Consider the following 22,285-nt stretch of genomic DNA (forward strand, 5'->3'; position numbering starts at 1 on the left):
GGCGGCTGCGGGCACCCACAATCGGGCGGTGACTTGGGCACGCAGCCCCATTATAGTGCTGCCACGAGCGCCGCAAGAAGCGTGCAGAGGCACATGTCGCATTCCGAATCCCTGTCCGCGCGCTGGGCGCGCCTGAGAAACTGGCTGGCCGCGCGGTGGGCGGGGCGCGGCCAGCCGGTGACCGCCTTCGTGTCGCAGCCCGAGCCGCGCAGCATCGGCTACCTCGCGCGGGGTCGGCAGCTTTGCGCAGGGAATTTCGTCTTTGCGGGCCATCTCGTGGAGGCCCCTGACACGATGATCTGGGATATCGTCTCGCCGGACGCTGATTTCGCCGCCGAGATGCACGGATTCGGCTGGCTCGACGATCTCGCGGCGGCGGGGGATGCTGCGGCGCGTGCCAAGGCGCAGGCGTGGCTCATGGAATGGATCGCGCGCTACGGGCGCGGGCGCGGTCCGGGGTGGACGCCGGACCTTGCGGGTCGGCGGCTCATCCGCTGGATCAGCCACGCGCTGTTCCTCATGCGCGGGCAGTCGGCAGAGGAGTCCGAGGCGTTCCTGCGCGCGCTGGCGCGACAGGCGCGGTTCCTGTCGTGGCGTTGGCAGGCGGCGACGCCGGGGCTCAAGCGTCTCGAGGCGCTCACCGGGCTGGTCTTTGCCGGGGTGTCGCTCGAGGGGATGGCGCCACTTGCCGACGAGGCACGGGCGGCGCTGGCGCGCGAATGCACGGCTTGCGTCGATGACGAGGGCGGCATTCCGGGGCGCAATCCCGAGGCGTTGCTGGAGGTGTTCACGCTGCTCACCTGGGCGGCGCTGGTGCTGAGCGAGAACGGGCGCACTGCGGCGGACGCGCATTGGCGCGCGGTGGAGCGGATCGCGCCGTGCCTGCGTGCGCTGCGCCATGCCGATGGCGGGCTGGCGCGGTTCCACGGCGGCGGAAAGGGCCTCGACGGGCGGCTCGACGCGGCGCTGGCGGCAAGCGGGGTCAAGGGACAGGCGCGGAGCGGGCGCGCGATGGGTTATGCGCGGCTGGCGCGCGCGCGCACGAGCGTCATTATAGATGCTGCGCCGCCCGCGATGGGGGCCGCCGCCGACGAGGCGCATGCCTCGACGCTGGCATTCGAGCTCACCTCGGGGCGGCGGCCTCTGATCGTGAATTGCGGCTCTGGGGCGAGTTTCGGCCCCGAGTGGCGGCGCGCGGGGCGCGCGACACCGTCACATTCGGCGCTGGTGGTGGCGGGCGGGTCGAGCGCCCGGCTGGGCCGCGACCGCCGCCATCCCGGACGGCTGGAAGAAGCGCCGCGCGACGTGCCGGTGCAGATGTCGCGCGCGCCCGACGGGGTGCGCTTCGAGGGCGGGCATGACGGGTATCTACGCAGCCACGGACTGATGCACGTCCGCAGACTCGACCTGTCTGGCGATGGTAGGGCGCTCGTGGGCGAGGACATGCTGCTGGCACTGGAGGACGATCACAAGGCGCGATTCGACCGCGCGCTCGATGCCACGCGCCTGCATGGCGTGCCGTATGACATCCGTTTTCACCTGCACCCGGACGTGGAGGCATCGCTCGACATGGGCGGTGCTGCAGTCTCGCTGGTGCTGCGCAGTGGCGAAATCTGGGTGTTTCGGAGTGATGGTGTGGCCGCTTTGGCCTTGAACCCGAGCGTCTATCTTGAAAAAACGCGGCTCAAGCCGCGTGCGACACGGCAGATCATTCTCTCGGGTCGCGCGACGGGCTATGCGACCCGTATCCGCTGGTCACTGGCCAAGGCGCAGGAAACCCCCGTCGGCATCCGCGATGTCACGGAGGAGGCGCTCGACCCAGTGGCTGAGGAGTGATCCGCCGGACTCCCGTTCGGCATCCATTTTGACAGGACCCACAACCAATGACCGATCTCGCGCCAGTGACCCGCGCCCTTCTCTCCGTTTCCGACAAGACTGGTCTTGCCGATCTTGGCCGCGCGTTGGCGGAGCGTGGCGTGGAACTCGTCTCGACCGGTGGCACCGCGCGCGCCCTGCGCGAAGCTGGGCTCGCGGTGCGCGACGTGGCAGAGGTGACCGGCTTTCCCGAGATGATGGATGGGCGCGTCAAGACGCTCCACCCGATGGTGCATGGCGGGTTGCTGGCGCTGCGTGACAACCCGGGTCACGTGGCGGCGATGGAGGCGCACGGGATCGCGCCAATCGACCTCCTGATAGTCAATCTCTACCCGTTCGAAGAGACCGTGGCCAAGGGTGCCGACTACGATACCTGCGTGGAGAATATAGACATCGGCGGCCCGGCGATGATTCGTGCGGCGGCCAAGAACCATGCGCATGTGACCGTGGTGGTGGATGTCGAGGATTACGATAAGGTGCTGGGCGACATGGATCAGCATGGCGGCGCGACCTGCCCTGAATTCCGCCGCAAGCTGGCGCAGCGCGCCTACGCGCGCACAGCGGCCTATGACGCGGCGGTGAGCACCTGGATGGCAGAGGCCATCGACGAACCCGCCCCGCGCCGTCGCGCCTTTGCCGGGACGCTCGCGCAGGTGCTGCGCTATGGCGAGAATCCGCATCAGAGTGCCGCGTTCTACACCGACGGCTCCGATCGCCCCGGCGTGGCCACTGCGCGGCAGGTGCAGGGCAAGGAGCTGAGCTACAACAACATCAACGACACCGACGCCGCCTTCGAGTTGGTCAGCGAGTTCGCGCCTGAAGACGGCCCCGCCTGCGCCATCATCAAACACGCCAATCCCTGTGGCGTGGCGCGTGGCGCGACGCTACTCGACGCCTACAAGAGCGCCTTCGACTGCGACCGCACCTCCGCCTTCGGCGGTATCATCGCGCTGAATCATTCGCTTGATGCGGCAACGGCGGAAGAGATCGCCGGGATTTTCACCGAAGTGGTGATTGCACCCGGGGCCGATGAGGCGGCAATGAGTATTTTTGCCAAGAAGAAGAACCTGCGGCTCTTGCTGACCGGCGGGCTGGCCGACCCGGCGGCGCCGGGGCGGATGATCAGGCAGGTTTCGGGCGGCTACCTGGTGCAGGAGAAGGATGCGGGACGCCTGAGCGCCGATGATCTGCGGGTGGTGACGAAGCGCGCGCCGACGGATCGAGAAATGTCGGACATGCTATTTGCCTGGACGGTGGCCAAGCATGTGAAATCCAACGCCATCGTTTATGTGAAGGATGGCGCCACGGTCGGAGTCGGCGCGGGCCAGATGAGCCGTGTGGACAGTTGCCGGATCGCCGCGCGCAAGGCGCGTGACATGGCCGAGACGCTGGGATTGCCCGTGCCGCTGACCGAGGGCAGCGTAGTGGCGTCGGACGCGTTCTTTCCCTTCGCCGACGGGCTGATGACGGCCGCTGATGCGGGGGCCACCGCGGTCATCCATCCCGGCGGGTCGATGCGCGACGACGAGGTAATCGCGGCGGCGGACAAAGCGGGGCTGGCGATGGTGCTGACCGGTCAGCGCCATTTCCGGCACTGAGGCGGGCCGATGCGCACTGTTTTCTGGGTGGCCTTCTGGGTCTTTCTGCTCGACCAGGCCACGAAATACCTCGTGGTTCACATGCTCGATCTGCGCAGTCTGGGATGGATCGAGGTTTGGCCACCGTTTCTAAACCTGCGCATGGCGTGGAACACGGGAATCAATTTCGGGATTCTCTCTGATCACGGTGCGGTCATGCGCTGGGCGCTTATCGCCGTGGCGCTGATGATCGTGGTGGCGGTGCTTTGGTGGGTTCATACCGAGCACCCCGGGCGGCTGCAGCGGTTCGCGGCGGGGGTGCTGGTGGGTGGCGCGCTGGGCAATGTCGTTGACCGGTTGATATATGGCGCGGTGGCGGATTTTCTCAATATGTCGTGCTGTGGCATCGACAACCCGTTCGCGTTCAACGTGGCCGATCTGGCGATCTTCGCGGGTGCCTTCGGCATTGTGTTGCTGCCCGGCACGAAAAAGCCCTCGTGACCTCGGCGGACGCATGCGGTAAACCACCCCAAAGCGCAAGGAGTGTGGCTATGTGGATGCCGCGGAAAACCGTTCTGACGCTGTTGGCTGTCGTAATCGTGGCGGGCTGTGGAGGCGCGCGCGACGACGAGGTGTCGCTCAGGAAGATCAGGCACAAGGGCAACGGGCCGGACGAGTTCTCGATCATACCCGGCAAGCCGCTGGAAATGCCCGAGGACGTGGCCGCGCTACCCGAGCCAGTACCGGGGGGGGGCAACCGCACCGATCAGGACCCGGTTGCCGACGGGATCGCGGCGCTGGGCGGGAACGCGGGCGCGCGGCGTACCGGGGCGCCCTCCGCGGCCAATGCCGGACTGTTGAACCATGCCGCGCGGTACGACCGGAATCCGGCGATCCGCCAGACGCTCGCCGCCGAAGATCGCGAGCTACGCCGTGACTACGGAAACGTGAACATCCTGCGCATACTGCCCTCCGACGATTACACCCAGGCCTACAAAGACCAGTGGCTCGACCCCTATGCCGAGGAGCAGCGTCTGCGCCGCAGAGGCGTGCGCACCCCGGCGGCACCGCCGGCGCCCAAGGATCAGTGATCGCCGCTTGAAACACGGCGCGCGGGGCGTATCTAGAGATCAATCGTTTCTCGAACGCGGAGGCCCGTCATGCGCCGTCTGATCGTCGCGCTGCTTCTGGTGATCCCCTTCGGCCCCGCGTGGGCGGGGCCGGTGACCAACTTTACCCTCGATAACGGTATGGAGGTGGTGGTGATCGAGGATCACCGTGCCCCGGCGGTGACCCAGATGGTGTGGTATCGGGCCGGATCGGCGGACGAGCCGCCCGGCATGTCGGGGGTGGCGCATTTCCTCGAACACTTGCTATTCAAGGGCACCGAGACGCTGGAGCCAGGCGAGTTCTCGGCTACAGTGGCGCGCCATGGCGGCACCGACAACGCCTTTACCAGCTATGATTACACTGCCTATTTCCAGCGCATTGCAGCTGACCGGCTTGGCCTCGTGATGGAGATGGAGGCCGATCGCATGGCCAATCTGCGCCTCTCCGACGACGACATCGCCACCGAGCGCGACGTGATTCTCGAAGAGCGCAACCAGCGGGTCGAGAACAGCCCCGCAGCGCTCTTTCGCGAGCGGATGGGAGCGACGCAATATCTCAACCACCCCTACGGCGCGCCGATCATTGGCTGGCGGCATGAGATGGAGGCGCTCGACCGCGCGGCGGCGGTGGATTTCTACAGCACATATTATGCGCCCAACAACGCCATCCTGATCGTCGCCGGCGATGCCGACCCCGAGGAAGTGCGCGCGCTGGCAGAGAAACATTACGGCCCGATCCCGGCCAACCCGGACCTGCCCGAGCGCATCCGGCCGCAGGAGCCGCCGCAACTTGCCGAGCGGAGGCTGATCCTGCGCGATCCGCGGGTGTCGCAGCCCTACGTCGCGCGCTCCTACCTCGCGCCCGAGCGCGACAGCGGCGCGCAGCGCGAGGCGGCGGCGCTCACGCTTCTGGCGGCGCTTCTGGGCAACGGACAGACATCGGTGCTCAACGAGGCGCTGCAATTCGAGCAGAGCATCGCCGTGCAGGTGGGTGCGTGGTATTCGGGCATGTCGCTCGATGACGCGAGCCTCGATTTCGTGGTGGTTCCCGCCCCTGGCGTAACGTTGGCCGAAGCCGAGGCTGCGCTCGGCGAGGTGCTGACCGGGTTCCTCGAAACGGGCCCCGACCCCGAGCATCTGGAGAGGATCAAGAGCCAGTTGCGCGCGCAGGAAATCTACGAGCGCGACGACGTCACGGCGCTGGCGCAACGCTATGGGCGCGCGCTGACACAGGGGCTGACCGTGGCGGATGTGCAGGCATGGCCTGACATCCTGCAGGAGACCACGGACGAGGAGATCATGGACGCGGCGCGCAACGTGCTCGACCGCGAGAGATCGGTAACGGGCTACCTGATGGCCCCGGAGGTGACGCAATGATCCGGTTCGCCCTTGTTGCAATCATGGTGTTGGCGGCGCTTCCCGCGCGCGCCGCGGTGGATGTCGAGCAAGTCACGAGCCCAGGCGGCATCGACGCGTGGCTCGTCGAGGATCACTCGATCCCCTTTGTCGCGCTGGAAATACGGTTTCGCGGCGGCACCTCGCTGGACCTCGAGGGCAAGGCGGGGGCGGTCAACCTGATGACCGGGCTGCTGGAGGAAGGAGCGGGGGCGCGCGATGCGCAGGAATTCGCGCGCGCCGCCGAGGAGCTTGCGGCGCGGTTCGGCTATGGCGCGGGCGACGACACGGTGAGCGTCTCGGCACAGTTCCTGACCGAGCGGCGCGCGGAGGCGGTCGATTTGCTGCGCGACAGCCTGATCGCCCCGCGTTTCGACCCCGAGGCCATCGAGCGGGTGCGCGCGCAGGTGCTTTCGGGGCTGCGCTCGGATCAGACCAACCCGCGCAGCCTCGCCGGGCGCGCGGCATCGCGGTTGATCTACGGCGATCACCCCTATGGGCGCCCGGGCGAGGGTACCATCGAGAGCGTGAGCAGCCTCGCCCGTGAGGATATCGTCACCGCGCACCGCGCCGCACTCGCGCGCGACCGTGTTCATATCAGCGCTGTGGGTGACATATCCGCCGAAGAGTTGGGCGCGTTGCTCGACCGCTTGCTGGGCGATTTGCCTGCCACCGGTGCGTCGCTGCCCGGCGAGGCCGATCCGACCCTACCTGGTGGCATCAAGGTAGTCGAATTCGAGACGCCACAATCCATTGCGCTATTCGCGCAGCGCGGCCCCGACCGTGACCATCCTGATTTCCTCACCGCCTATGTGCTCAATCACATCCTCGGCGGGGGCGGGTTCGAGAGCCGCCTGATGACCGAGGTGCGCGAGAAGCGGGGGTTGACCTATGGTGTCTATTCTTACCTCGCCAACAAGGACGCGGCCGATCTCTGGATGGGCTCGGTCGCCTCGGCCAACGGGCGCGTGGCCGAGGCCATCGCGGTGATTCGCGACCAATGGGCGCGGCTGCGCGACGAGGGGGTGACGGCGGAGGAACTCGAGGACGCCAAGACCTACCTCACCGGTGCCTACCCGCTGCGTTTCGAGGGCAACGCACAGATCGCCTCGATCGCCGTGGGGATGCAGGTGGACGGGCTGCCTGTCAAATACATCGCCAACCGCAACGAGATGATCGAGGAGATCACGCTTGAAGAGATTAACCGCGTGGCACGCGAGTGGCTCGACCCCGATCGGCTGACCTTCGTCGTGGTCGGGCAACCCGAAGGGGTGGAAAGCACGGTGAACTGAGTCCGGGCGAGGGACGGTTCGTTATTTTCAGGCGAAAGTCGAAGGACGTTTGACGATCCGCGAGCGAGAACGCAGCCGGGAGGCATCGCTTCCGGCCAGCCTGTGCCCAACGCCACTGCTTCGGGGCATAGCCCTAGATCAGGTCAGCGAGGGCATGAACCTGACCTTGCGCGCCACTGAACTCAACTGCTTCAATTGCAACCATCGTAACGATGTTACCGCGTCCCCGCAGGATCACCTGCGCTCCTTCTTGCACGATCTCGTAATCCGTGCGCAGCCCCGGCAGGATCGCGCGATCCTTGCCCGTCCCGCCGTGAAGCCGGTCGTCGCCGTCCTGTCCGATAAGTATGTCGTCGCCTGGGCCGCCAATCAGGATATCCGCCTTGGCGGTTCCCGCGAGCCGCGCCGCCTTGTCGCCCGCGCGCCGCAGCGCCCCGTGCAGGAACGTGCCGGGCGGGCGCGGGTCGTCCCAGTGGGGCTGCGTGGCATTGGCGCGCATGAGGACATTCCAGCGGGGCGTGTCGTCGTTGAGATGGCGCAGCGCGCCCCAGCTTCCCCATTTCGAGGCTGCGGCCACGTCCACGAAGGCGTTGAAGAACGTCCCGCCTGCCGCGCGCCAGCCGGCGAGCAGCTCCTCGTAGAGCGCGCCCATCTGCGGCGCGTAGTTGAACGCGGTGAAGAAGTCGGTGAGTGGGGCGTTGCCTGTCACGGCACCGTTTCCCACCACATGGGAGCCACCGCCATACATGACCAGTTGCAGATCATGACGCGCCGCCACGTCGGCGTGGTAGGGGAGGATTTCGCCCAGGAGCGCGCCGAGCGAGCCCTGCCGCAGCGCCTGTGCCGCGAGGTCGAAGGCAAGCTCGTAGCCATGCGCGGCGACCGCCGCCTCCGGGTTGGCCTCGGTCTCGACAGCGCGGGCGCGGGCCACGGCGCGGCTGGCGGTGATCCAGCTCTCGACCGTGGTGGCCATGTTCTCGGCCCCCAGCTCGTGACCGAAAAAGCCCGAGACGGCGTAGGCGTCGAAGCTGGCCGAGGGGGGCGCGTCGATCTGCCCGGCCGCCACGGCGAGCGGTGCTGTGAGCATCGGCACCTCCAACCCCGGCCAGGCAGTATGCACGCCGGCGACCAGCGACAGACGCCCCGGCGCGTCGGCAAAGACCGTGCGCCAGATATCCGCCATCTGGGCCGCGCGCATCCCCGCGAATTGCATCCAGGCGTCTTCGGGTGCGCCCTCGCCCCAAAGCGAGGTGGCCGCCTCTTGGGCCCAGATCGCCTGAGGAAAGGCCACGTTCCACAGCTCGTTGGAATATTCCACGTGCACCTTCAGGCCCGGGTTGAGATGGTCGCGCATATAGGTGGCGAATGCGCGCATATAGGCGTCATCGGCGGCGTGAGGCATGTTGACCCACGGATCGGCCCCGATCCTGTTGGCGAGCGCCACCATCACCTCGACCGGCACCCCGCGCCAGCCATAGGTGGCGTCTAGCGGCGTCGGGCGGTCCGCCCATGTCACCTGGTCCGAGCCGTTGGTGAGTTGCCAGTCGGTAAATCTCAGGAGGCGAAGGTCAGCGATGCGGTCGATCCAGAGCGGGTTGAAGATCGCCCCCGCAGCGTGGGGCGCGAGATGATCCTCGTGGACGATGGTGATGTCGCGCAGCGGGTCTTTGGCATCGGTTTCCCGCAGCCGCAGCACCACGGAGCCGTCGCCGGGGGTGTAATCGAAGCGGATTTCGCGCGTGTCGTAATTGTAGCGAACGTTATCGGCGCGCCCGGTGACGCGCAGCACGCCGTTGCCCGCGTAACGCAGAAGGTAGCGGCCTCGCAGGTGTGTGGCGCCCTCCGGCTGATCGGTCAGCACGTAGCTTTCGAGAGCCCTCGCCCCCTCGGGCAGGGCCGTCGGCCAGCCCCTTTCATCGAGATAGCCGCCCGCGTGTAACGCAGCCGTGGAAAAGGCGCCGCGTTCCTGTGCGCTGTGCCCGATCCACGGGCTGGCGGTCTTCATCACGTTGATGAACGGGTGCTGGGTGGTCCGGTCGACGATCCCGTTCAGCCCCATGGCGAGGCTGGGAGCGGTAAGCCCGGTTCCGGGCAGGGGGGCATCCGCGGACCGGGCCATAGCGACCGCGACGAACAGCCCGACCATCATCGCAAGAATTGCCGGGACGAGCCGAAGTCCTGTGTGCATGGCGGATCGCTCTCCTTGCCATGTGCCCATGCGCCTCGCCGCACTATAGGGCGCGGCAGGAGCCTTGGCCATCGCTGCGTGCGGCGGTGGCTGTGCGCAAATGCCACAATTCGCCTGTCAAGCCATTGGTTTTTCTGGACCTGAACCCGCTGACTGGAGTAGATTCATTGAAAATGGGGATAAAATGCCCCGCATTCGAGGCAGCAGAGCAGACATCCGATGTATCCCGAGCGGTTTTCGAACCTACCGGCCTATGCGTTCCCGCGCCTGCGGGCGCTGCTCGACGCGCATGCGCCGGGCGGCGAGGTCGTGCACATGACCATCGGCGAGCCGAAACACGCCTTTCCGGAGTGGATCACAGAGGAGATCGCGGCCAATGCGGCGGGCTTCGGGCAGTATCCCGTGAACGAGGGAATGCCCGCGCTGCTGGAGGCTGCCGCCGACTGGCTGGAGCGGCGCTATGGCGTGCAGGCCGATCCCGAGACGCGGCTGCTGGCGCTCAATGGCACGCGGGAGGGGCTGTATAATGCCATGATGGCGCTCTGCCCTGAAACGAAGCGGGGCAGGCAACCCGCGGTTCTGGTGCCCAACCCATTCTACCAGGTCTACATGGTCGCGGCGCTGAGCGTGGCGGCGGAGCCGGTGTTTCTCAACGCCACCGCCGAGACGGGCTACCTGCCGGATTTCGCCTCGGTGCCGCCGGAGGTGCTCGACCGGGTGACGGTGGCCTACCTTTGCTCGCCGTCCAATCCGCATGGCGCGGTGGCCTCTCGGGAGTATTGGGCGCAAGTGATCGGGCTGGCCGAGAAGCACGATTTTCGCATCTTCGCCGATGAATGCTATTCCGAGATCTACCGCGACGGCCCGCCACCGGGCGTGTTGGAGGTGGCAGAAGAGATGGGGGCCGATCCCGAGCGGATCGTCGCGTTTCACAGCCTGTCGAAGCGGTCGAACGTGCCGGGGCTGCGCTCGGGCTTCGTGGCAGCGGGACCCGAGAGCATCCGTCGCATGCGGCAGTTGCGTAACTACGCCGGTGCGCCCTTGCCTATGCCGTTGCAGCACGCGGCGGCCAGGCTCTGGGCGGATGAAGCGCATGTGGTGGAGAATCGCCGCCTTTACGCGCGAAAATACGCACGCGCTGACGAGATCATGGCGGGCGTGCCCGGCTATCGCCCGCCGGAGGCCGGGTTCTTCCTGTGGCTGCCGGTGGCGGATGGCGAGGCGGCAGCACTGCGGCTGTGGCGCGAGACGGGGGTGCGGGTGCTGCCCGGGGCCTACCTCGCGCAGGAGGCGGGCGGGGTGAACCCCGGAAAGGGATTCGTGCGGGTGGCGATGGTGGCCCCCGAGGACGAGATGGCGCACGGGCTGAGCCGCCTGCGCGGCTGTCTCTACGGATGAGCGGAGACGAGGACGAGATGGCATACCAGACACGTGGGCGCGAGCCGCTTATCGACAGCACTGTGGCGCAGGCTCTGGGCAAGCGCGGTAGGGAACTGATCGGTCTCATGCTGCTGGGCTTCGCGGTGGTCGCCGGGGCGACCGTGTATTCTTACACTCCCACAGATCCGAGCTGGATGGCGGCGACCGACGGGCCGGTGGACAACCTGCTAGGCGCGCCCGGGGCGTCGGTGGCGGCCCCGCTCTACATGATCATCGGCCTTGGGGCCTGGGGGCTGGTGATCCTGCCACTTGTCTGGGGGGCGCGGCTCGTGATGCATCTGGGTGGCGAGCGCGCGCCCGGTCGGCTTATCTTCGCGCCGGTCTGGGTGGCGATTCTGTCGCTCTACTGCGCGACGCTGGCCCCGTCCGAAACCTGGGCCGCGCATCACAGCTTTGGCCTTGGCGGGTTGTTCGGTGACACGGTCCTGGGTACGCTGCTGGGCCTCCTTCCGGTCGGGCCGGGGCTGGGTCTGCGGCTCTCGACGCTGGGGCTGGGCGCGCTGGTACTAGCCGCAGGTGCCTTCGTGCTGGGCTTTGACGGGGGCGAGCTGCGGCGGATCGGGCGGTTCCTAGTGCTTGGGTTGGTGCTGACCTACGCGGGGGTTCGGGCGGTGGCCGCGCGTGGCATCGGCGGCCTCGTTGGCGCCGGTCAGGCGGTGCGGGCCCGCCGCGCGGAGGCCGCGGCGCAGGCGCAGGAGAATCGGGTGGAGGCCGCCCCGCAAGCCGGGCAGGCTCAGGCTGCGGCCCGCGTGCGCCGCGCCGAGCCAACCCTTGACGGTACCGCCACCGCCGCCGCAACGGAAAAATCCGGTGGGCTACTGGCGCGGATGCCCGGCTTGTTACGCAGGCCCGAGGCGATGCCCGAACCAGAGCTTGTAGAGCGCGAAGCCGGGGCCGAGGCGGCCGATGCCCCGCCCGAAGACCGCATTCGCGCGCGCATCGCAGACGTGATCCGTACACGCGTGCGGAAGAACCCGGCGGTGCAGGTGGAATCGGTCGCGCCGCTGACCAAGGGCCGCGGTCGCGGGCCCGACCCGCTGATCCTGAACGGCGCACCTCATGTACCGCTGCCGCCCGAGCCGCCGCTCACGGCGCGCGAGGCCACCGGTCTGACTATGCCGCCCGCGCCCGAAGAGGAAACCACGCTCGTCGAGCCGGACATGCCGGAGATGGGTATGTCCGAGATGGACGCTACGCCGGGTTCGACGGAGCGTCCGCGCATCCCCGTGCCCGAGCCGCGCAAAGTGGTGCAGCACCCGCCGCGCAAGGCTCCGCAGCCCTCGGCGCGCGCTATGGCCGAGGCGCAGCCCGCGCTGCCCTTTGCCGCCGAGGCCCCGGATTGCGAACTGCCGCCGCTGTCGCTTCTGACCGATCCGGCGACCGTGCAGCGCCATCACCTGAGCGACGACGCGCTGGAGGAAAACGCGCGGATGCTGGAGAACGTGCTCGACGATTACGGCGTCAAGGGCGAGATCGTTAGCGTGCGCCCCGGTCCCGTGGTCACCATGTACGAATTGGAGCCCGCGCCGGGCCTCAAGGCGAGCCGGGTAATCGGGCTTGCCGATGACATCGCGCGGTCGATGGCGGCGCTGTCGGCGCGGGTCTCGACGGTGCCGGGGCGGTCGGTGATCGGGATCGAACTGCCCAATGACAACCGCGAGATGGTCAATTTCCGCGAGATACTGTCGAGCCGCGCCTATGGCGACGGTCATCAGAAGCTGCCGCTGGCACTTGGCAAGGATATCGGCGGCGATCCGATGGTCGCCAACCTCTCCAAGATGCCGCACCTCCTGATTGCTGGCACCACCGGCTCGGGCAAGTCCGTGGCGATCAATACGATGATCCTGAGCCTGCTTTACAAGCTCACTCCCGATGAATGCCGGCTTATCATGATCGACCCCAAGATGCTGGAGCTGAGCGTCTATGACGGTATCCCGCACCTCCTGAGCCCCGTCGTCACCGACCCCAAGAAGGCCGTGGTGGCGCTCAAATGGGTGGTGGCCGAGATGGAGGACCGCTATCGCAAGATGTCCAAGATGGGGGTGCGCAACATCGACGGCTACAACGCCCGCGTGGACGAGGCGCTGAAGAAGGGCGAGATGTTCAGCCGCACGGTGCAGACGGGCTTTGACGACGAGACCGGCGAGCCGGTTTTCGAGACGGAAGAGTTCGCGCCCGAGCGGATACCCTATATCGTGGTGATCGTCGACGAGATGGCCGACCTGATGATGGTGGCGGGCAAGGAGATCGAGGCCTGCATCCAGCGCCTGGCGCAGATGGCGCGGGCAAGCGGAATCCACCTCATCATGGCCACGCAGCGCCCCTCGGTCGATGTGATCACCGGCACGATCAAGGCCAATTTTCCCACAAGAATCAGCTTTCAGGTGACGTCGAAGATCGACAGCCGCACCATCCTGGGCGAGCAGGGGGCCGAGCAACTTCTGGGCATGGGCGATATGCTCTACATGGCCGGGGGCGGGCGGATCACCCGTTGTCACGCGCCTTTTGTCAGCGACGAGGAGGTGGAGGAGGTCGTGAGCCACCTCAAGGCCTATGGCCCGCCGGAATACGTGGGCAGCGTGTTGCAGGGCCCCGATGACGATACGGCCGATTCCATCGACGCCAAGCTGGGGCTTGCCACTGGCGGCAATACCGACGGCGAAGACGCGCTCTATGATCAGGCGGTGGCGATCGTGGCGCGCGACCGCAAATGCTCGACCTCGTATATCCAGCGCAAGCTGGCTATTGGCTATAACAAGGCTGCGCGGCTGGTGGAGCAGATGGAAGACGAGGGCGTGGTCAGCGCCGCCAACCACGTGGGCAAGCGCGAGGTGTTGGTGCCCGAGCCGCAATAGGCAGGCTGCCGCCAGCGCGCGCAGAATTTCCGCCCCGCGCAGGTGTAATCCGGCGCGGGGCCGCTTATCTGGAGGGCATGAGACAGTTGCGTATCCTGATGGTTCCCGTCCTCTGGGCGGCGATGGCGCTGCCGGCGGCGGCGGAGAAGCTCTCGCTGGGTGAGATTTCATCCTATCTCAACGGTCTGCGGACCGCAGAAGGGCAATTCACGCAGGTGAACGAGGATGGCTCGATCAGCACCGGGCGCATCCTGCTCAAGCGCCCCGGGCGCGTGCGCTTCGAGTATGACCCGCCAGAGGAGGCACTGGTAGTAGCCGATGGCGACACGGTGGGCATCGTCGATCCACGCTCAAACGAGAAGCAGGGCTACCCGCTCCACCGTACGCCGCTCAAGATCATCCTCGCGCGCAATGTCGATCTCACGCGCGAGCGCATGGTTGTGGGTCATGCAAGCGACGGGGTGACCACCACCGTGCGCGCGCAGGATCCCGCTCATCCGGAATACGGCAGCATCGATCTCGTCTTTACCGCCGATCCGGTGGAGTTGCGCCAGTGGGTCATCAACGATGCCAATGGCGGCAGCACCACAGTGATCCTGGGTGACCTGAAGCGCGACGTGCGCCTGGCCGACGAGCAATTTGTCATCCCCGGCACCAGCGATACGCCGCGCATCCAGCCCTGAACGCGCGCCGCCCGCGCCCTCAAACGAGGCCGCGCCCGGCACGGCATGCCGACATCTGCGCGCGGTAACGCTGGGCCCTCGCGTCGACCTCGGCGGCGACGCGTAAGAGCCACGGCTTGGAATTGTGGTTGCCGCGGGAAAACCCGGTGCGTCCCTCGTGATAGGCGAGATACTGGCTGCGCGCGTCGGCGCGCGAAATCCCTAACTTCTCGGAGGACTGGGCCATGTACCAGCCGATGAAATCCGCCGAATCGAAGATATCCGTGCGCCGTGCGCCCCAGCGCCCGGCGTCGCGCTTGTATTCCTCCCACGTCCCGTCGAGCGCCTGGCTGTATCCATAGGCGGAACTTATCCGCCCCCGAGGAATCACGCCGAGCGTCCAGCGATAGGGCGTGCGCGCGTCGCTGATGAACTTGCTCTCCTGGTAGATCGTTGCCATCTGCACATGCGCGGGGATTCCCCAACGGCGCGCGGACGCCTGAAAGGCGCGGGCGTACTCGGGCCGCTCGCCCAGGATGGCGCAGGCATTGTCGAGATTGCGCGGTGCCTCGCCGTAGCCGCCGCCACAGGACGCCAGCACCAAGAGCGCCAGAAGCGCACCGAAAATCCTGCTCATCTGCCTCTCGCTTTCGATTTGAAGCTTTTTGCCAATGTAGTCGATTTGCGCATCCGGGGGAATCCCGAATTCCCCGTGCCCAAGGCCTGTCGCACGGTCGTCCACAGACTGTTTCCGGCTCGTTTCGGCGCACGGTTGGACAAAGCCCGCTTGCAGCGGTAAATATCTGTGTTAGGGCAATGGCGATGATCAAGACTCAGGCGAAATACGCGCTCGGACAGGTGGTTCGGCACAAGAAGCATCCCTTTCGGGGGGTGATCTTTGACGTGGATCCGGAATTCTCGAATACCGAGGAATGGTATGCCGCTATCCCCGAGGATAGCCGCCCGTCGCGCGAGCAACCCTTCTACCACCTGCTCGCCGAGAACGATCAGAGCTATTACGTGGCCTATGTGAGCGAGCAGAACCTCGTCGCCGACTATTCCGGCGAGCCGGTGGACCATCCCGACATCCCCGACCTGTTCGGGCCGTTCGAGGACGGATACTACCCGTTGCATTTCCAGCTGAATTGAGGCGCGGGCGGTATATCCGCCCTATCGCTCAGTATCCCAGCGCGCAGCCGTCCTTTCGCGCGTCGCTGCCGCCCTCGAGCACGCCGCTGTCATGGATGCGGATCGCCTGCGCTCCGCCCAACGGCTCGCGCGGGACGATTACCTCGTGCCCGAGATCAGCGAGCGCCTGCGCCACGCCCGGCGCGTGCCCGCGCTCGAGCTTGAGGCCGGTGGGATCGGCAAAGGCGCGCGGCGCGTCGATGGCGGCCTGCACGTCCATGCCGAAATCCACCATGTTGGACACCAGCCGCGCGTGGCCCGCGGGCTGATAGCCGCCACCCATTACGCCGAAGGGCATGGTCACGCGCCCGTTCTCGGCCAGCATGGCGGGGATGATCGTGTGCATCGGGCGCTTGCCGCCCGCCATCTCGTTGGGGTGGCCAGCCTCAAGCGAGAAGCCCGCACCGCGATTCTGCAGCAGGATGCCGAATTTCTCCGACGCGATGCCGGACCCGAAGCCGTGGAAGATCGAGTAGATGAATGACACTGCCATGCGGTCGCGATCAACCACGGTGATGTAGACGGTGTCGCGGTGCACGGCCTCCGTCAAAGGTGCAGCGGCCGACATGGCGCGGCGCGGGTCGATCAGCGCGGCGAGGCGCGCGGCGGTTTCGGGGGCGAGCATGTGGTCGAGCCGCGCGGTACGATCGGGATCGGCGATGAACCGGTTGCGCGCGTCATAGGCGAGCTTGGTGGCCTCGGCCTCGATATGGATGCGCTCGGCACTACCCGGATCCATCGCCGCGATGTCGAAATGGCGCAGGATGTTGAGCAACAGGATCGCCGTCGCGCCCTGCCCGTTGGGCGGGTGCTCGACCAGCGTCGTGCCCTTGTAATCACCGCTCACGGGGTCGGAATAATCGCTGGCGGCGGCCGCGAAATCTTCTTGCGTGTGGACCCCGTCCAGCGCGTGGAGCGCGGCGAGCATGTCGTCGGCCACCTCGCCCTCGTAGAAGGCGGCGCGCCCGTCACGGGCGATGCGGCGCAGCACCTCGGCCTGACCCGGGGCATGAAAGATATCGCCGGTCGCCAGCGGTTGCCCGGCTTTCATGTAATGCGTCATCGCGTGCCCCTGAAGCGCCTTGCCCGCCACTGGCCAGTCGAAAGCCACGCGCGGCGCGACCGGCACGCCCTCCTCGGCATAGTGGATCGCTGGGGCGAGCAGCGTGTCGAGCCCGAGACGACCGTGATCCGCGCTCAGTCGGCAGAATGCGTCGATGGCACAGGGAACGGTGACGGCATGAGGGCTATGGAGCGGCACGCTGGTGTTGCCTTGGGCGCGCAGCGCGGCGGCCGAGGCGGCGGCGGGCGCGCGCCCCGAGCCGTTGAGCCCGCGGACGCGCGGTTCGCCGGGGTTGGTGAAGAGTACAAAGCAGTCGCCGCCGATCCCGGTCATCTGCGGCTCGCAGATGCCCAGCAGCACGGCGCTGGCAATGGCGGCATCCATCGCGTTGCCGCCGCGTTCGAGAATGTCTATGGCGGTGCGCGCCGCGAGCGGGTGCGAGGTCGCGCACATGCCGTTGGCCGCATAGGTGCCCGAGCGCCCCGGAAGATGGAAGTCGCGCATGGTCTGCCTCCCCGATTTTGCGATTCGGACGCACCCTAGGATGGGTCGCGAAGAATGCCAATGCCGTGTCGGGAGAGTGAAGACCTCGGCGCCGCGCACTGGGTGGGGGCAATGACACGCGACGCCGAGGGAAGCCATATGAAGCTACCCTGTTCTTGTCCGATCCGCGTGCGGCGGCAGTTGGGTCTGAATAAGGTGATATTGAGACGGACACACGCGACAGTTGCGCAGGGTTGGGGCGTCAGCGATACCCGCCGTCAGGTTCCGGCAGATCGAAACACAGCGTAAGTCGGTTGGTGTCGACCTCGCGCGCGTAGCGCACGCTGCGCGTCAGACTGCGGATCAGAAACCAGCCAAATCCACCCTCGGGAAGCGCATCCGCGCCAGCGCCCATATCCGGCAGGCGGCCTGCGGGCAGGTGCGGCGCTGGCAGCGCCGCGCCCTGATCGCTTAGCGTGCAAGTGAGGCTGTCGGGGACGAGCACGGCGTGCAGGCCGATCTCGCCTGCACCCGCGCCAGTATAGGCATGTTCCACGATGTTGTTGAGGGCTTCGGCGAGCACGATTTCCACCGTGCTGCACGCGGCCTCCGTTAGTCCGTGCTCACGGAGCCGCGCGCGCATGTCGACCAGCAGGGCGCGCACCGACATCTCGTCGGCCACCGCGTTCATGTGGAACCCCGCGCTCATGCGCCGGTTCGGTCCCGGTGCCGCGCGGGCGCGCATTGTGCTGCCGCCCCCGCCGCACCGCACCGCTCAGCCCGCGTCACGCTGCGTCGCGCCATCGACGCGGTCGTGGATGACAAAGACGGTGTCCATCCGTGTCAGCCTAAAGACCTTGGCCACGTCCGGTGTCATCCCTGCGAGATCGAGCCGCCGCCCCTGTCCCATTTGCTTCATCGCGGCGACGATGGCACCGAGTCCGCTGGAATCGACGAAATCCACGTTTGACAGATCGAGCACGACGTGGTCTGGGCCGTCGGCGGTAACTGCGCGCATGGCGTCCTTGAAGCGGATGGCGGCGGCGGCGTCGATCCGCGCCTCCGTGACGGAGACGGTCTTGACCCCGTCATGGCAGGTTTCGTGCAGTTCCATCGTTCCTCCGGTACGCTACGTAGTATTACACGGGAGGCTAGACCCGATTCCTTTCCATCCGGTAAGCACGGGTCGGGGTTCCCAAGGAGGAGTGACAATGCGTGAAGTTGTGATCGCCGGTGCGGCGCGCACGCCGATGGGCGGATTTCAGGGCGATTTCGACGGGGTGCCCGCCGCCGAACTGGGAGGCACCGCGATCCGGGCCGCTCTGGCTGGGGCCGGAATAGAGACCGTGGACGAGGTGCTCATGGGCTGCGTGCTGCCGGCAGGGCAGGGGCAGGCTCCGGCGCGGCAGGCGGGCTTTGCCGGGGGCTTGGGCCAGGAGGTGCCTGCCACAACGCTCAACAAGATGTGCGGTTCGGGGATGAAGGCGGCGATGATGGCCTTTGACCAGATCGCCCTCGGTCACGCCGAAACCATGATCGCGGGTGGCATGGAATCTATGTCTTGCGCACCTTACCTGCTGCCCAAGATGCGCGGTGGCGCGCGGATCGGGCACGCGCAGGTGGTAGATCACATGTTTCTCGATGGGCTCGAGGACGCCTATGACAAGGGCCGCCTGATGGGGACCTTTGCCGAGGACTGCGCCGAAAAGTTCCAGTTTACCCGCGAGGCACAGGACGAGTACGCCATAGGCTCGCTGCAAGGAGCGCTCGACGCGCAGAAATCCGGCGCCTTCGAAGGCGAGATCACTCCGGTAACGCTCAAGACCCGAAAGGGCGAGGTGGTGATCTCCGCCGACGAACAGCCCGCCAAGGCGCGGCCCGACAAGATCCCGCAGCTCAAGCCGGCGTTCCGCGAGGGCGGCACGGTGACGGCCGCCAATTCCTCCTCGATCAGCGACGGAGCGGCGGCGTTGGTGCTTGCCTCGGCGGAGTCGGCGGAGTCGCGGGGTTTGAACGTTCGCGCGCGCATACTCGGTCACGCGAGCCACGCGCAGGCGCCGGGCTGGTTCACCACCGCGCCGGTGCCGGCGGCGCAGAAGCTGCTCAAGCGGTTAGGCTGGGGCGTCGAGGACGTGGATCTGTGGGAGGTCAACGAGGCCTTTGCCGTGGTGCCGATGGCGTTCATGCACGAGATGGGGCTGCCGCGCGAGCGGGTAAACGTCAACGGCGGGGCCTGTGCGCTGGGTCATCCGATCGGCGCTTCGGGTGCGCGGATCATGGTGACGCTGCTGAATGCGCTGGAAAAGCGGGGGCTGAAGCGCGGCGTCGCCGCCATCTGCATCGGTGGGGGCGAGGGCACGGCCATCGCCATCGAGCGCGCCTAACCGTCCAGATCGCGCCGCATCGTGGCCATGCCGCCGCGGCGCGACAGTTCCTCGTATCCTGCCTTGCGGTAGAGGTTGAGCGCCACTTCGTTCTCCAACTCGACCTTGAGCGTGATCGACAGCGCGCCAAGGGCCTGCGCCGCCTCCTCGGCGAGTCGGGCCAGTTCCTCGCCCGTGCCGCCCCTCATCCGTTCCTCGACGAAGACGTAGGTCAGGTGTCGCACCTCCGGGCCGATGCCCACGCGCAGCGCGAAGAAACCCACCTCGCGCCCGTCCTCGTCGAGCAGGTAGAAGGTCTCATCGTCGCGCTCGCCTACCCATTTCATCGCCCATTCGCCCGGATCGAAGGGATGAGCGGCATGCGGATTGACGAGGGTCAGGTCGTCGGGGTCGGCCAGAAGGCGGGCTAGCGGGGCAAGATCGCGGGTCACGTTGCGCTGGAGGGTCAGGCGAGGCATGGTCACTCCTTGGATGGGCATCGGTTCGGTTCTCGGGGCGCGGGCCTGCCACGGGAGAGGGCCGGGATGCAACCGCGTCACTGGCGCCCCCGCGCGCGACATGGCATACCGCTGCAATGACCATAGATTACGACAGCATCATCAAGAGCATCGCGGCCCTGACCGAGGGCGAGACCGACACCGTCGCCCTCATGGCTACCGTGGTCTGCGAACTGCACCATGCCGATGACCGGTTCGACTGGACGGGCTTTTACCGCGTCACCGGGCCGGAAACGCTCAAGATCGGGCCCTACCAGGGCGGCCATGGCTGCCTTCAAATCCCGTTCTCGCGCGGGGTCTGCGGCGCGGCGGCGCGGACCGGTGAGGTGCAGCTTGTCGATGACGTGGACGCCTTTCCCGGCCATATCGCCTGCGCCTCGTCGACCCGTTCGGAGATCGTGCTGCCGGTGCGAAACGGGTCGGGGGATATCATCGCCGTGCTGGATATCGACAGCGATCGGCCCGCAGCCTTTACCGGGGCGGACGCGCAGGGGCTGGCGGAAATCCTGCGGCTGGTCTTTGAGCGGTTGCGGGGCTGAGGTCGCGGGCCTCATCCACGTCGCTCAGCGTATCGACGAGCGCCACGCGGCAACGCCCCAAGCTTGCGACCGTATCGGCGCGGGCATGCACGCTCGACCATCGAACCCCCTCGAATAGCCGGGCGGGCACCGCCGTCGTCCGCTTGAGCCCGATCAGCCAGTAGCCACCATCGGGCGCAGGGCCGATCACCGCGTCATGCCCCCCGAGTGCGGCAAAAGCGCGGGCGATGTGTGGCCGGTCGATTCCGGGAATATCCGCGCCGACGATGCAGACCGGCCCCGGCGGCAGGCTGCGGAAGATGCGCCCCATCCGGTCCCCGAGATCGCCCTTGCCCTGAGGCACGCGGGGCAGGTGAGCGGGCCAGACGCGGCTCGCCAGCCCCTCGGCATCGGGGCTGACCGCCAGCACCAGTCGCCAGCGCGGGTCTTCCACCCGGCGCAGCAGGCGGGCGACCTGATGGCGGAACCACCAGGCGGCGGCGATCATCCCCAGCTCACGCCCCAGCCGTGTCTTGACGCGGCCCGGGTGCGGCTCCTTGACCATCACGACGAGGGATTGTCGCGTCATGTAAAGTAATCGCGTAAAATCTGTGTATAGATTGCCTTGAGTTGGTGTATCTGGTCAATCTCCACCCGCTCGTCCACCTGGTGCATGGTCTGACCGACGAGGCCGAATTCCACCACCGGGCAGTGATCCTTTACAAACCGCGCATCCGAGGTGCCGCCCGTGGTCGACAGCACTGGCATGACGCCGGTTTCCGCCTCGACCGCGCGCACCACCATTTCCGAGAGCGGGCCGGGCGGGGTGAGGAACGACTCGCCTGAAACCTTTACCTGCTTCTCGCCAGTGACGCCGAACTCGGCCGCCACGCGGTCGATCTCCGCCTGAATCCAGGCGATGAGACTTGCGCTGTCATGGGCGTCGTTGAAGCGGATATTGACGGTCGCGCGGCATTGCGCCGGGATCACGTTGGTGGCCGGGTTGCCGGTGTCTATGGTGACGACGGCCAGCGTCGAGGGGTCGAAATGCTCGGTGCCCTCGTCGAGTGTGTGCGAGGCCAGCCGGTCCATCAGCCGGGCCATGGCGGGCAGGGGGTTCTTTGCCCGGTGCGGATAGGCGGAATGGCCCTGCACCCCGGTGAGCGTGATCCGCGCGACAAGCGAGCCACGCCGCCCGATCTTGATCATCTCGCCCATGCGATCGGGGCAGGTAGGCTCGCCCACGATGCAGGCGGTCATGCGCTCGTCATTCTCGTCCATCCAGTCGAGCAGGGCGCGCGTGCCGTCCACGGCATCTCCCTCCTCGTCGCCGGTGATGGCGAGGATCACCGCGCCGTCGGGCGGTGTGTCGGCCACGAAATCCACAGCCGCGGCGACGAAGGCAGCGACGCCGGACTTCATGTCTGTCGCCCCGCGCCCCCAGAGCATCCCGTCCTTTTCCACCGCGCCGAACGGCGGCACCGACCACGCGGCCTCGTCGCCCACGGGGACCACGTCGGTGTGCCCATTGAACCCGAACGACCGGTCCGCGCCCTGTGGCCCCCAGCGGGCGAACAGATTGGCGACCCCGCCGCGGTTCACGCGGGTGCAGGCAAAGCCCGCGCCGGTCAGGATATCATCCAGTATCTGCAGTGCGCCGCCCTCTTCGGGCGTAACCGAGGGGCAGCGAATGAGTTCGGCGGTGAGGCGCGCGGGATCGAGAGGGGACGAAGGCATGGCCGGACCTTTGTTTGCGATG

General features: G+C 67.0%; 20 protein-coding genes. 12 read left to right on the forward strand and 8 right to left on the reverse strand.

Translation table 11 applies throughout. The annotated features are described in order from the left end of the window. Window positions 1-93: 93 nt before the first annotated feature. The 6 genes from AC13D8_RS15820 to AC13D8_RS15845 all read left to right on the forward strand — a co-directional run bounded on the left by AC13D8_RS15820 (window position 94) and on the right by AC13D8_RS15845 (window position 7,248). Window positions 94-1,836, forward strand: coding sequence for a heparinase II/III family protein (locus AC13D8_RS15820; protein ID WP_482969627.1), 1,743 nt, complete (start codon window positions 94-96; stop codon window positions 1,834-1,836). A 47-nt stretch (window positions 1,837-1,883) separates the two neighbouring features. Further along, window positions 1,884-3,473 carry a bifunctional phosphoribosylaminoimidazolecarboxamide formyltransferase/IMP cyclohydrolase gene (gene purH / locus AC13D8_RS15825; protein WP_482969628.1) on the forward strand — a complete coding sequence of 530 codons (1,590 nt, stop codon included), beginning with the start codon at window positions 1,884-1,886 and terminating at the stop codon, window positions 3,471-3,473. Between the two features lie 9 nt (window positions 3,474-3,482). After that, window positions 3,483-3,953: a signal peptidase II gene (lspA, locus tag AC13D8_RS15830; RefSeq protein WP_482969629.1), complete on the forward strand. Its 471-nt coding sequence runs from the start codon at window positions 3,483-3,485 to the stop codon at window positions 3,951-3,953. Between the two features lie 56 nt (window positions 3,954-4,009). Continuing rightward, entirely contained in the window at window positions 4,010-4,543 is a 534-nt protein-coding gene (locus AC13D8_RS15835) for a DUF3035 domain-containing protein (protein ID WP_241691137.1), read from the forward strand. Window positions 4,544-4,612: 69 nt separating this feature from the next. Next, on the forward strand, window positions 4,613-5,938 hold the full coding sequence (locus AC13D8_RS15840) for a M16 family metallopeptidase (protein WP_482969630.1): 1,326 nt from the start codon (window positions 4,613-4,615) through the stop codon (window positions 5,936-5,938). Next, on the forward strand, window positions 5,935-7,248 hold the full coding sequence (locus AC13D8_RS15845; protein ID WP_482969631.1) for a M16 family metallopeptidase: 1,314 nt from the start codon (window positions 5,935-5,937) through the stop codon (window positions 7,246-7,248). Before AC13D8_RS15840 ends, AC13D8_RS15845 begins: the two co-directional genes overlap by 4 nt. A 133-nt stretch (window positions 7,249-7,381) precedes the next feature. On the opposite strand, the gene AC13D8_RS15850 is transcribed toward AC13D8_RS15845, so the two are convergent. Continuing rightward, window positions 7,382-9,436, reverse strand: coding sequence for a hypothetical protein (locus AC13D8_RS15850; RefSeq protein WP_482969632.1), 2,055 nt, complete (start codon window positions 9,434-9,436; stop codon window positions 7,382-7,384). 219 nt (window positions 9,437-9,655) lie between these two features. Between AC13D8_RS15850 and AC13D8_RS15855 the strand changes: the two genes are divergently transcribed. From AC13D8_RS15855 to AC13D8_RS15865, 3 genes are all read left to right on the forward strand, one after another. Next, complete coding sequence (locus AC13D8_RS15855) at window positions 9,656-10,834, forward strand: aminotransferase class I/II-fold pyridoxal phosphate-dependent enzyme (protein ID WP_482969633.1); 1,179 nt, start codon at window positions 9,656-9,658, stop codon at window positions 10,832-10,834. A gap of 17 nt (window positions 10,835-10,851) precedes the next feature. Further along, window positions 10,852-13,731: a DNA translocase FtsK gene (locus AC13D8_RS15860; RefSeq protein WP_482969634.1), complete on the forward strand. Its 2,880-nt coding sequence runs from the start codon at window positions 10,852-10,854 to the stop codon at window positions 13,729-13,731. 77 nt (window positions 13,732-13,808) lie between these two features. Beyond that, window positions 13,809-14,414, forward strand: coding sequence for a LolA family protein (locus AC13D8_RS15865; protein ID WP_129433013.1), 606 nt, complete (start codon window positions 13,809-13,811; stop codon window positions 14,412-14,414). A 19-nt stretch (window positions 14,415-14,433) separates the two neighbouring features. On the opposite strand, the gene AC13D8_RS15870 is transcribed toward AC13D8_RS15865, so the two are convergent. Continuing rightward, window positions 14,434-15,030: a transglycosylase SLT domain-containing protein gene (locus AC13D8_RS15870; RefSeq protein WP_482969635.1), complete on the reverse strand. Its 597-nt coding sequence runs from the start codon at window positions 15,028-15,030 to the stop codon at window positions 14,434-14,436. A 185-nt stretch (window positions 15,031-15,215) separates the two neighbouring features. On the opposite strand from AC13D8_RS15870, the gene hspQ reads away from it, so the two are divergent. After that, complete coding sequence (gene hspQ / locus AC13D8_RS15875) at window positions 15,216-15,542, forward strand: heat shock protein HspQ (protein ID WP_104019936.1); 327 nt, start codon at window positions 15,216-15,218, stop codon at window positions 15,540-15,542. Between the two features lie 28 nt (window positions 15,543-15,570). Here hspQ and AC13D8_RS15880 read toward each other — a convergent pair whose 3' ends face one another. From AC13D8_RS15880 to AC13D8_RS15890, 3 genes are all read right to left on the reverse strand, one after another. Beyond that, window positions 15,571-17,148: a gamma-glutamyltransferase family protein gene (locus AC13D8_RS15880; RefSeq protein WP_482969636.1), complete on the reverse strand. Its 1,578-nt coding sequence runs from the start codon at window positions 17,146-17,148 to the stop codon at window positions 15,571-15,573. Window positions 17,149-17,389: 241 nt separating this feature from the next. Next, complete coding sequence (locus tag AC13D8_RS15885) at window positions 17,390-17,836, reverse strand: ATP-binding protein (protein WP_482969637.1); 447 nt, start codon at window positions 17,834-17,836, stop codon at window positions 17,390-17,392. Between the two features lie 66 nt (window positions 17,837-17,902). Then, entirely contained in the window at window positions 17,903-18,241 is a 339-nt protein-coding gene (locus AC13D8_RS15890; RefSeq protein WP_482969638.1) for an STAS domain-containing protein, read from the reverse strand. Between the two features lie 97 nt (window positions 18,242-18,338). On the opposite strand from AC13D8_RS15890, the gene AC13D8_RS15895 reads away from it, so the two are divergent. Next, the gene (locus AC13D8_RS15895) at window positions 18,339-19,511 is read left to right on the forward strand and encodes a thiolase family protein (protein ID WP_482969639.1); all 1,173 of its coding nucleotides are present in this window, start codon (window positions 18,339-18,341) and stop codon (window positions 19,509-19,511) included. Here the strand turns inward: AC13D8_RS15895 and AC13D8_RS15900 are convergent. Beyond that, window positions 19,508-19,969, reverse strand: coding sequence for a GNAT family N-acetyltransferase (locus AC13D8_RS15900; protein WP_482969640.1), 462 nt, complete (start codon window positions 19,967-19,969; stop codon window positions 19,508-19,510). The genes AC13D8_RS15895 and AC13D8_RS15900 overlap by 4 nt on opposite strands. A 116-nt stretch (window positions 19,970-20,085) precedes the next feature. Between AC13D8_RS15900 and AC13D8_RS15905 the strand changes: the two genes are divergently transcribed. After that, window positions 20,086-20,547: a GAF domain-containing protein gene (locus tag AC13D8_RS15905; protein ID WP_482969641.1), complete on the forward strand. Its 462-nt coding sequence runs from the start codon at window positions 20,086-20,088 to the stop codon at window positions 20,545-20,547. On the opposite strand, the gene AC13D8_RS15910 is transcribed toward AC13D8_RS15905, so the two are convergent. After that, window positions 20,480-21,115: a TIGR04282 family arsenosugar biosynthesis glycosyltransferase gene (locus AC13D8_RS15910; RefSeq protein WP_482969642.1), complete on the reverse strand. Its 636-nt coding sequence runs from the start codon at window positions 21,113-21,115 to the stop codon at window positions 20,480-20,482. The two genes, AC13D8_RS15905 and AC13D8_RS15910, sit on opposite strands and share 68 nt — an antisense overlap. Then, a complete protein-coding gene (dapE, locus tag AC13D8_RS15915) occupies window positions 21,112-22,263 on the reverse strand; it encodes a succinyl-diaminopimelate desuccinylase (protein WP_482969643.1) in 1,152 nt (383 codons plus the stop codon). The genes AC13D8_RS15910 and dapE overlap by 4 nt, the downstream gene beginning before the upstream one ends. Window positions 22,264-22,285 lie beyond the last annotated feature (22 nt).

It is taken from the genome of Roseovarius sp. B-10 (genome assembly GCF_056859295.1).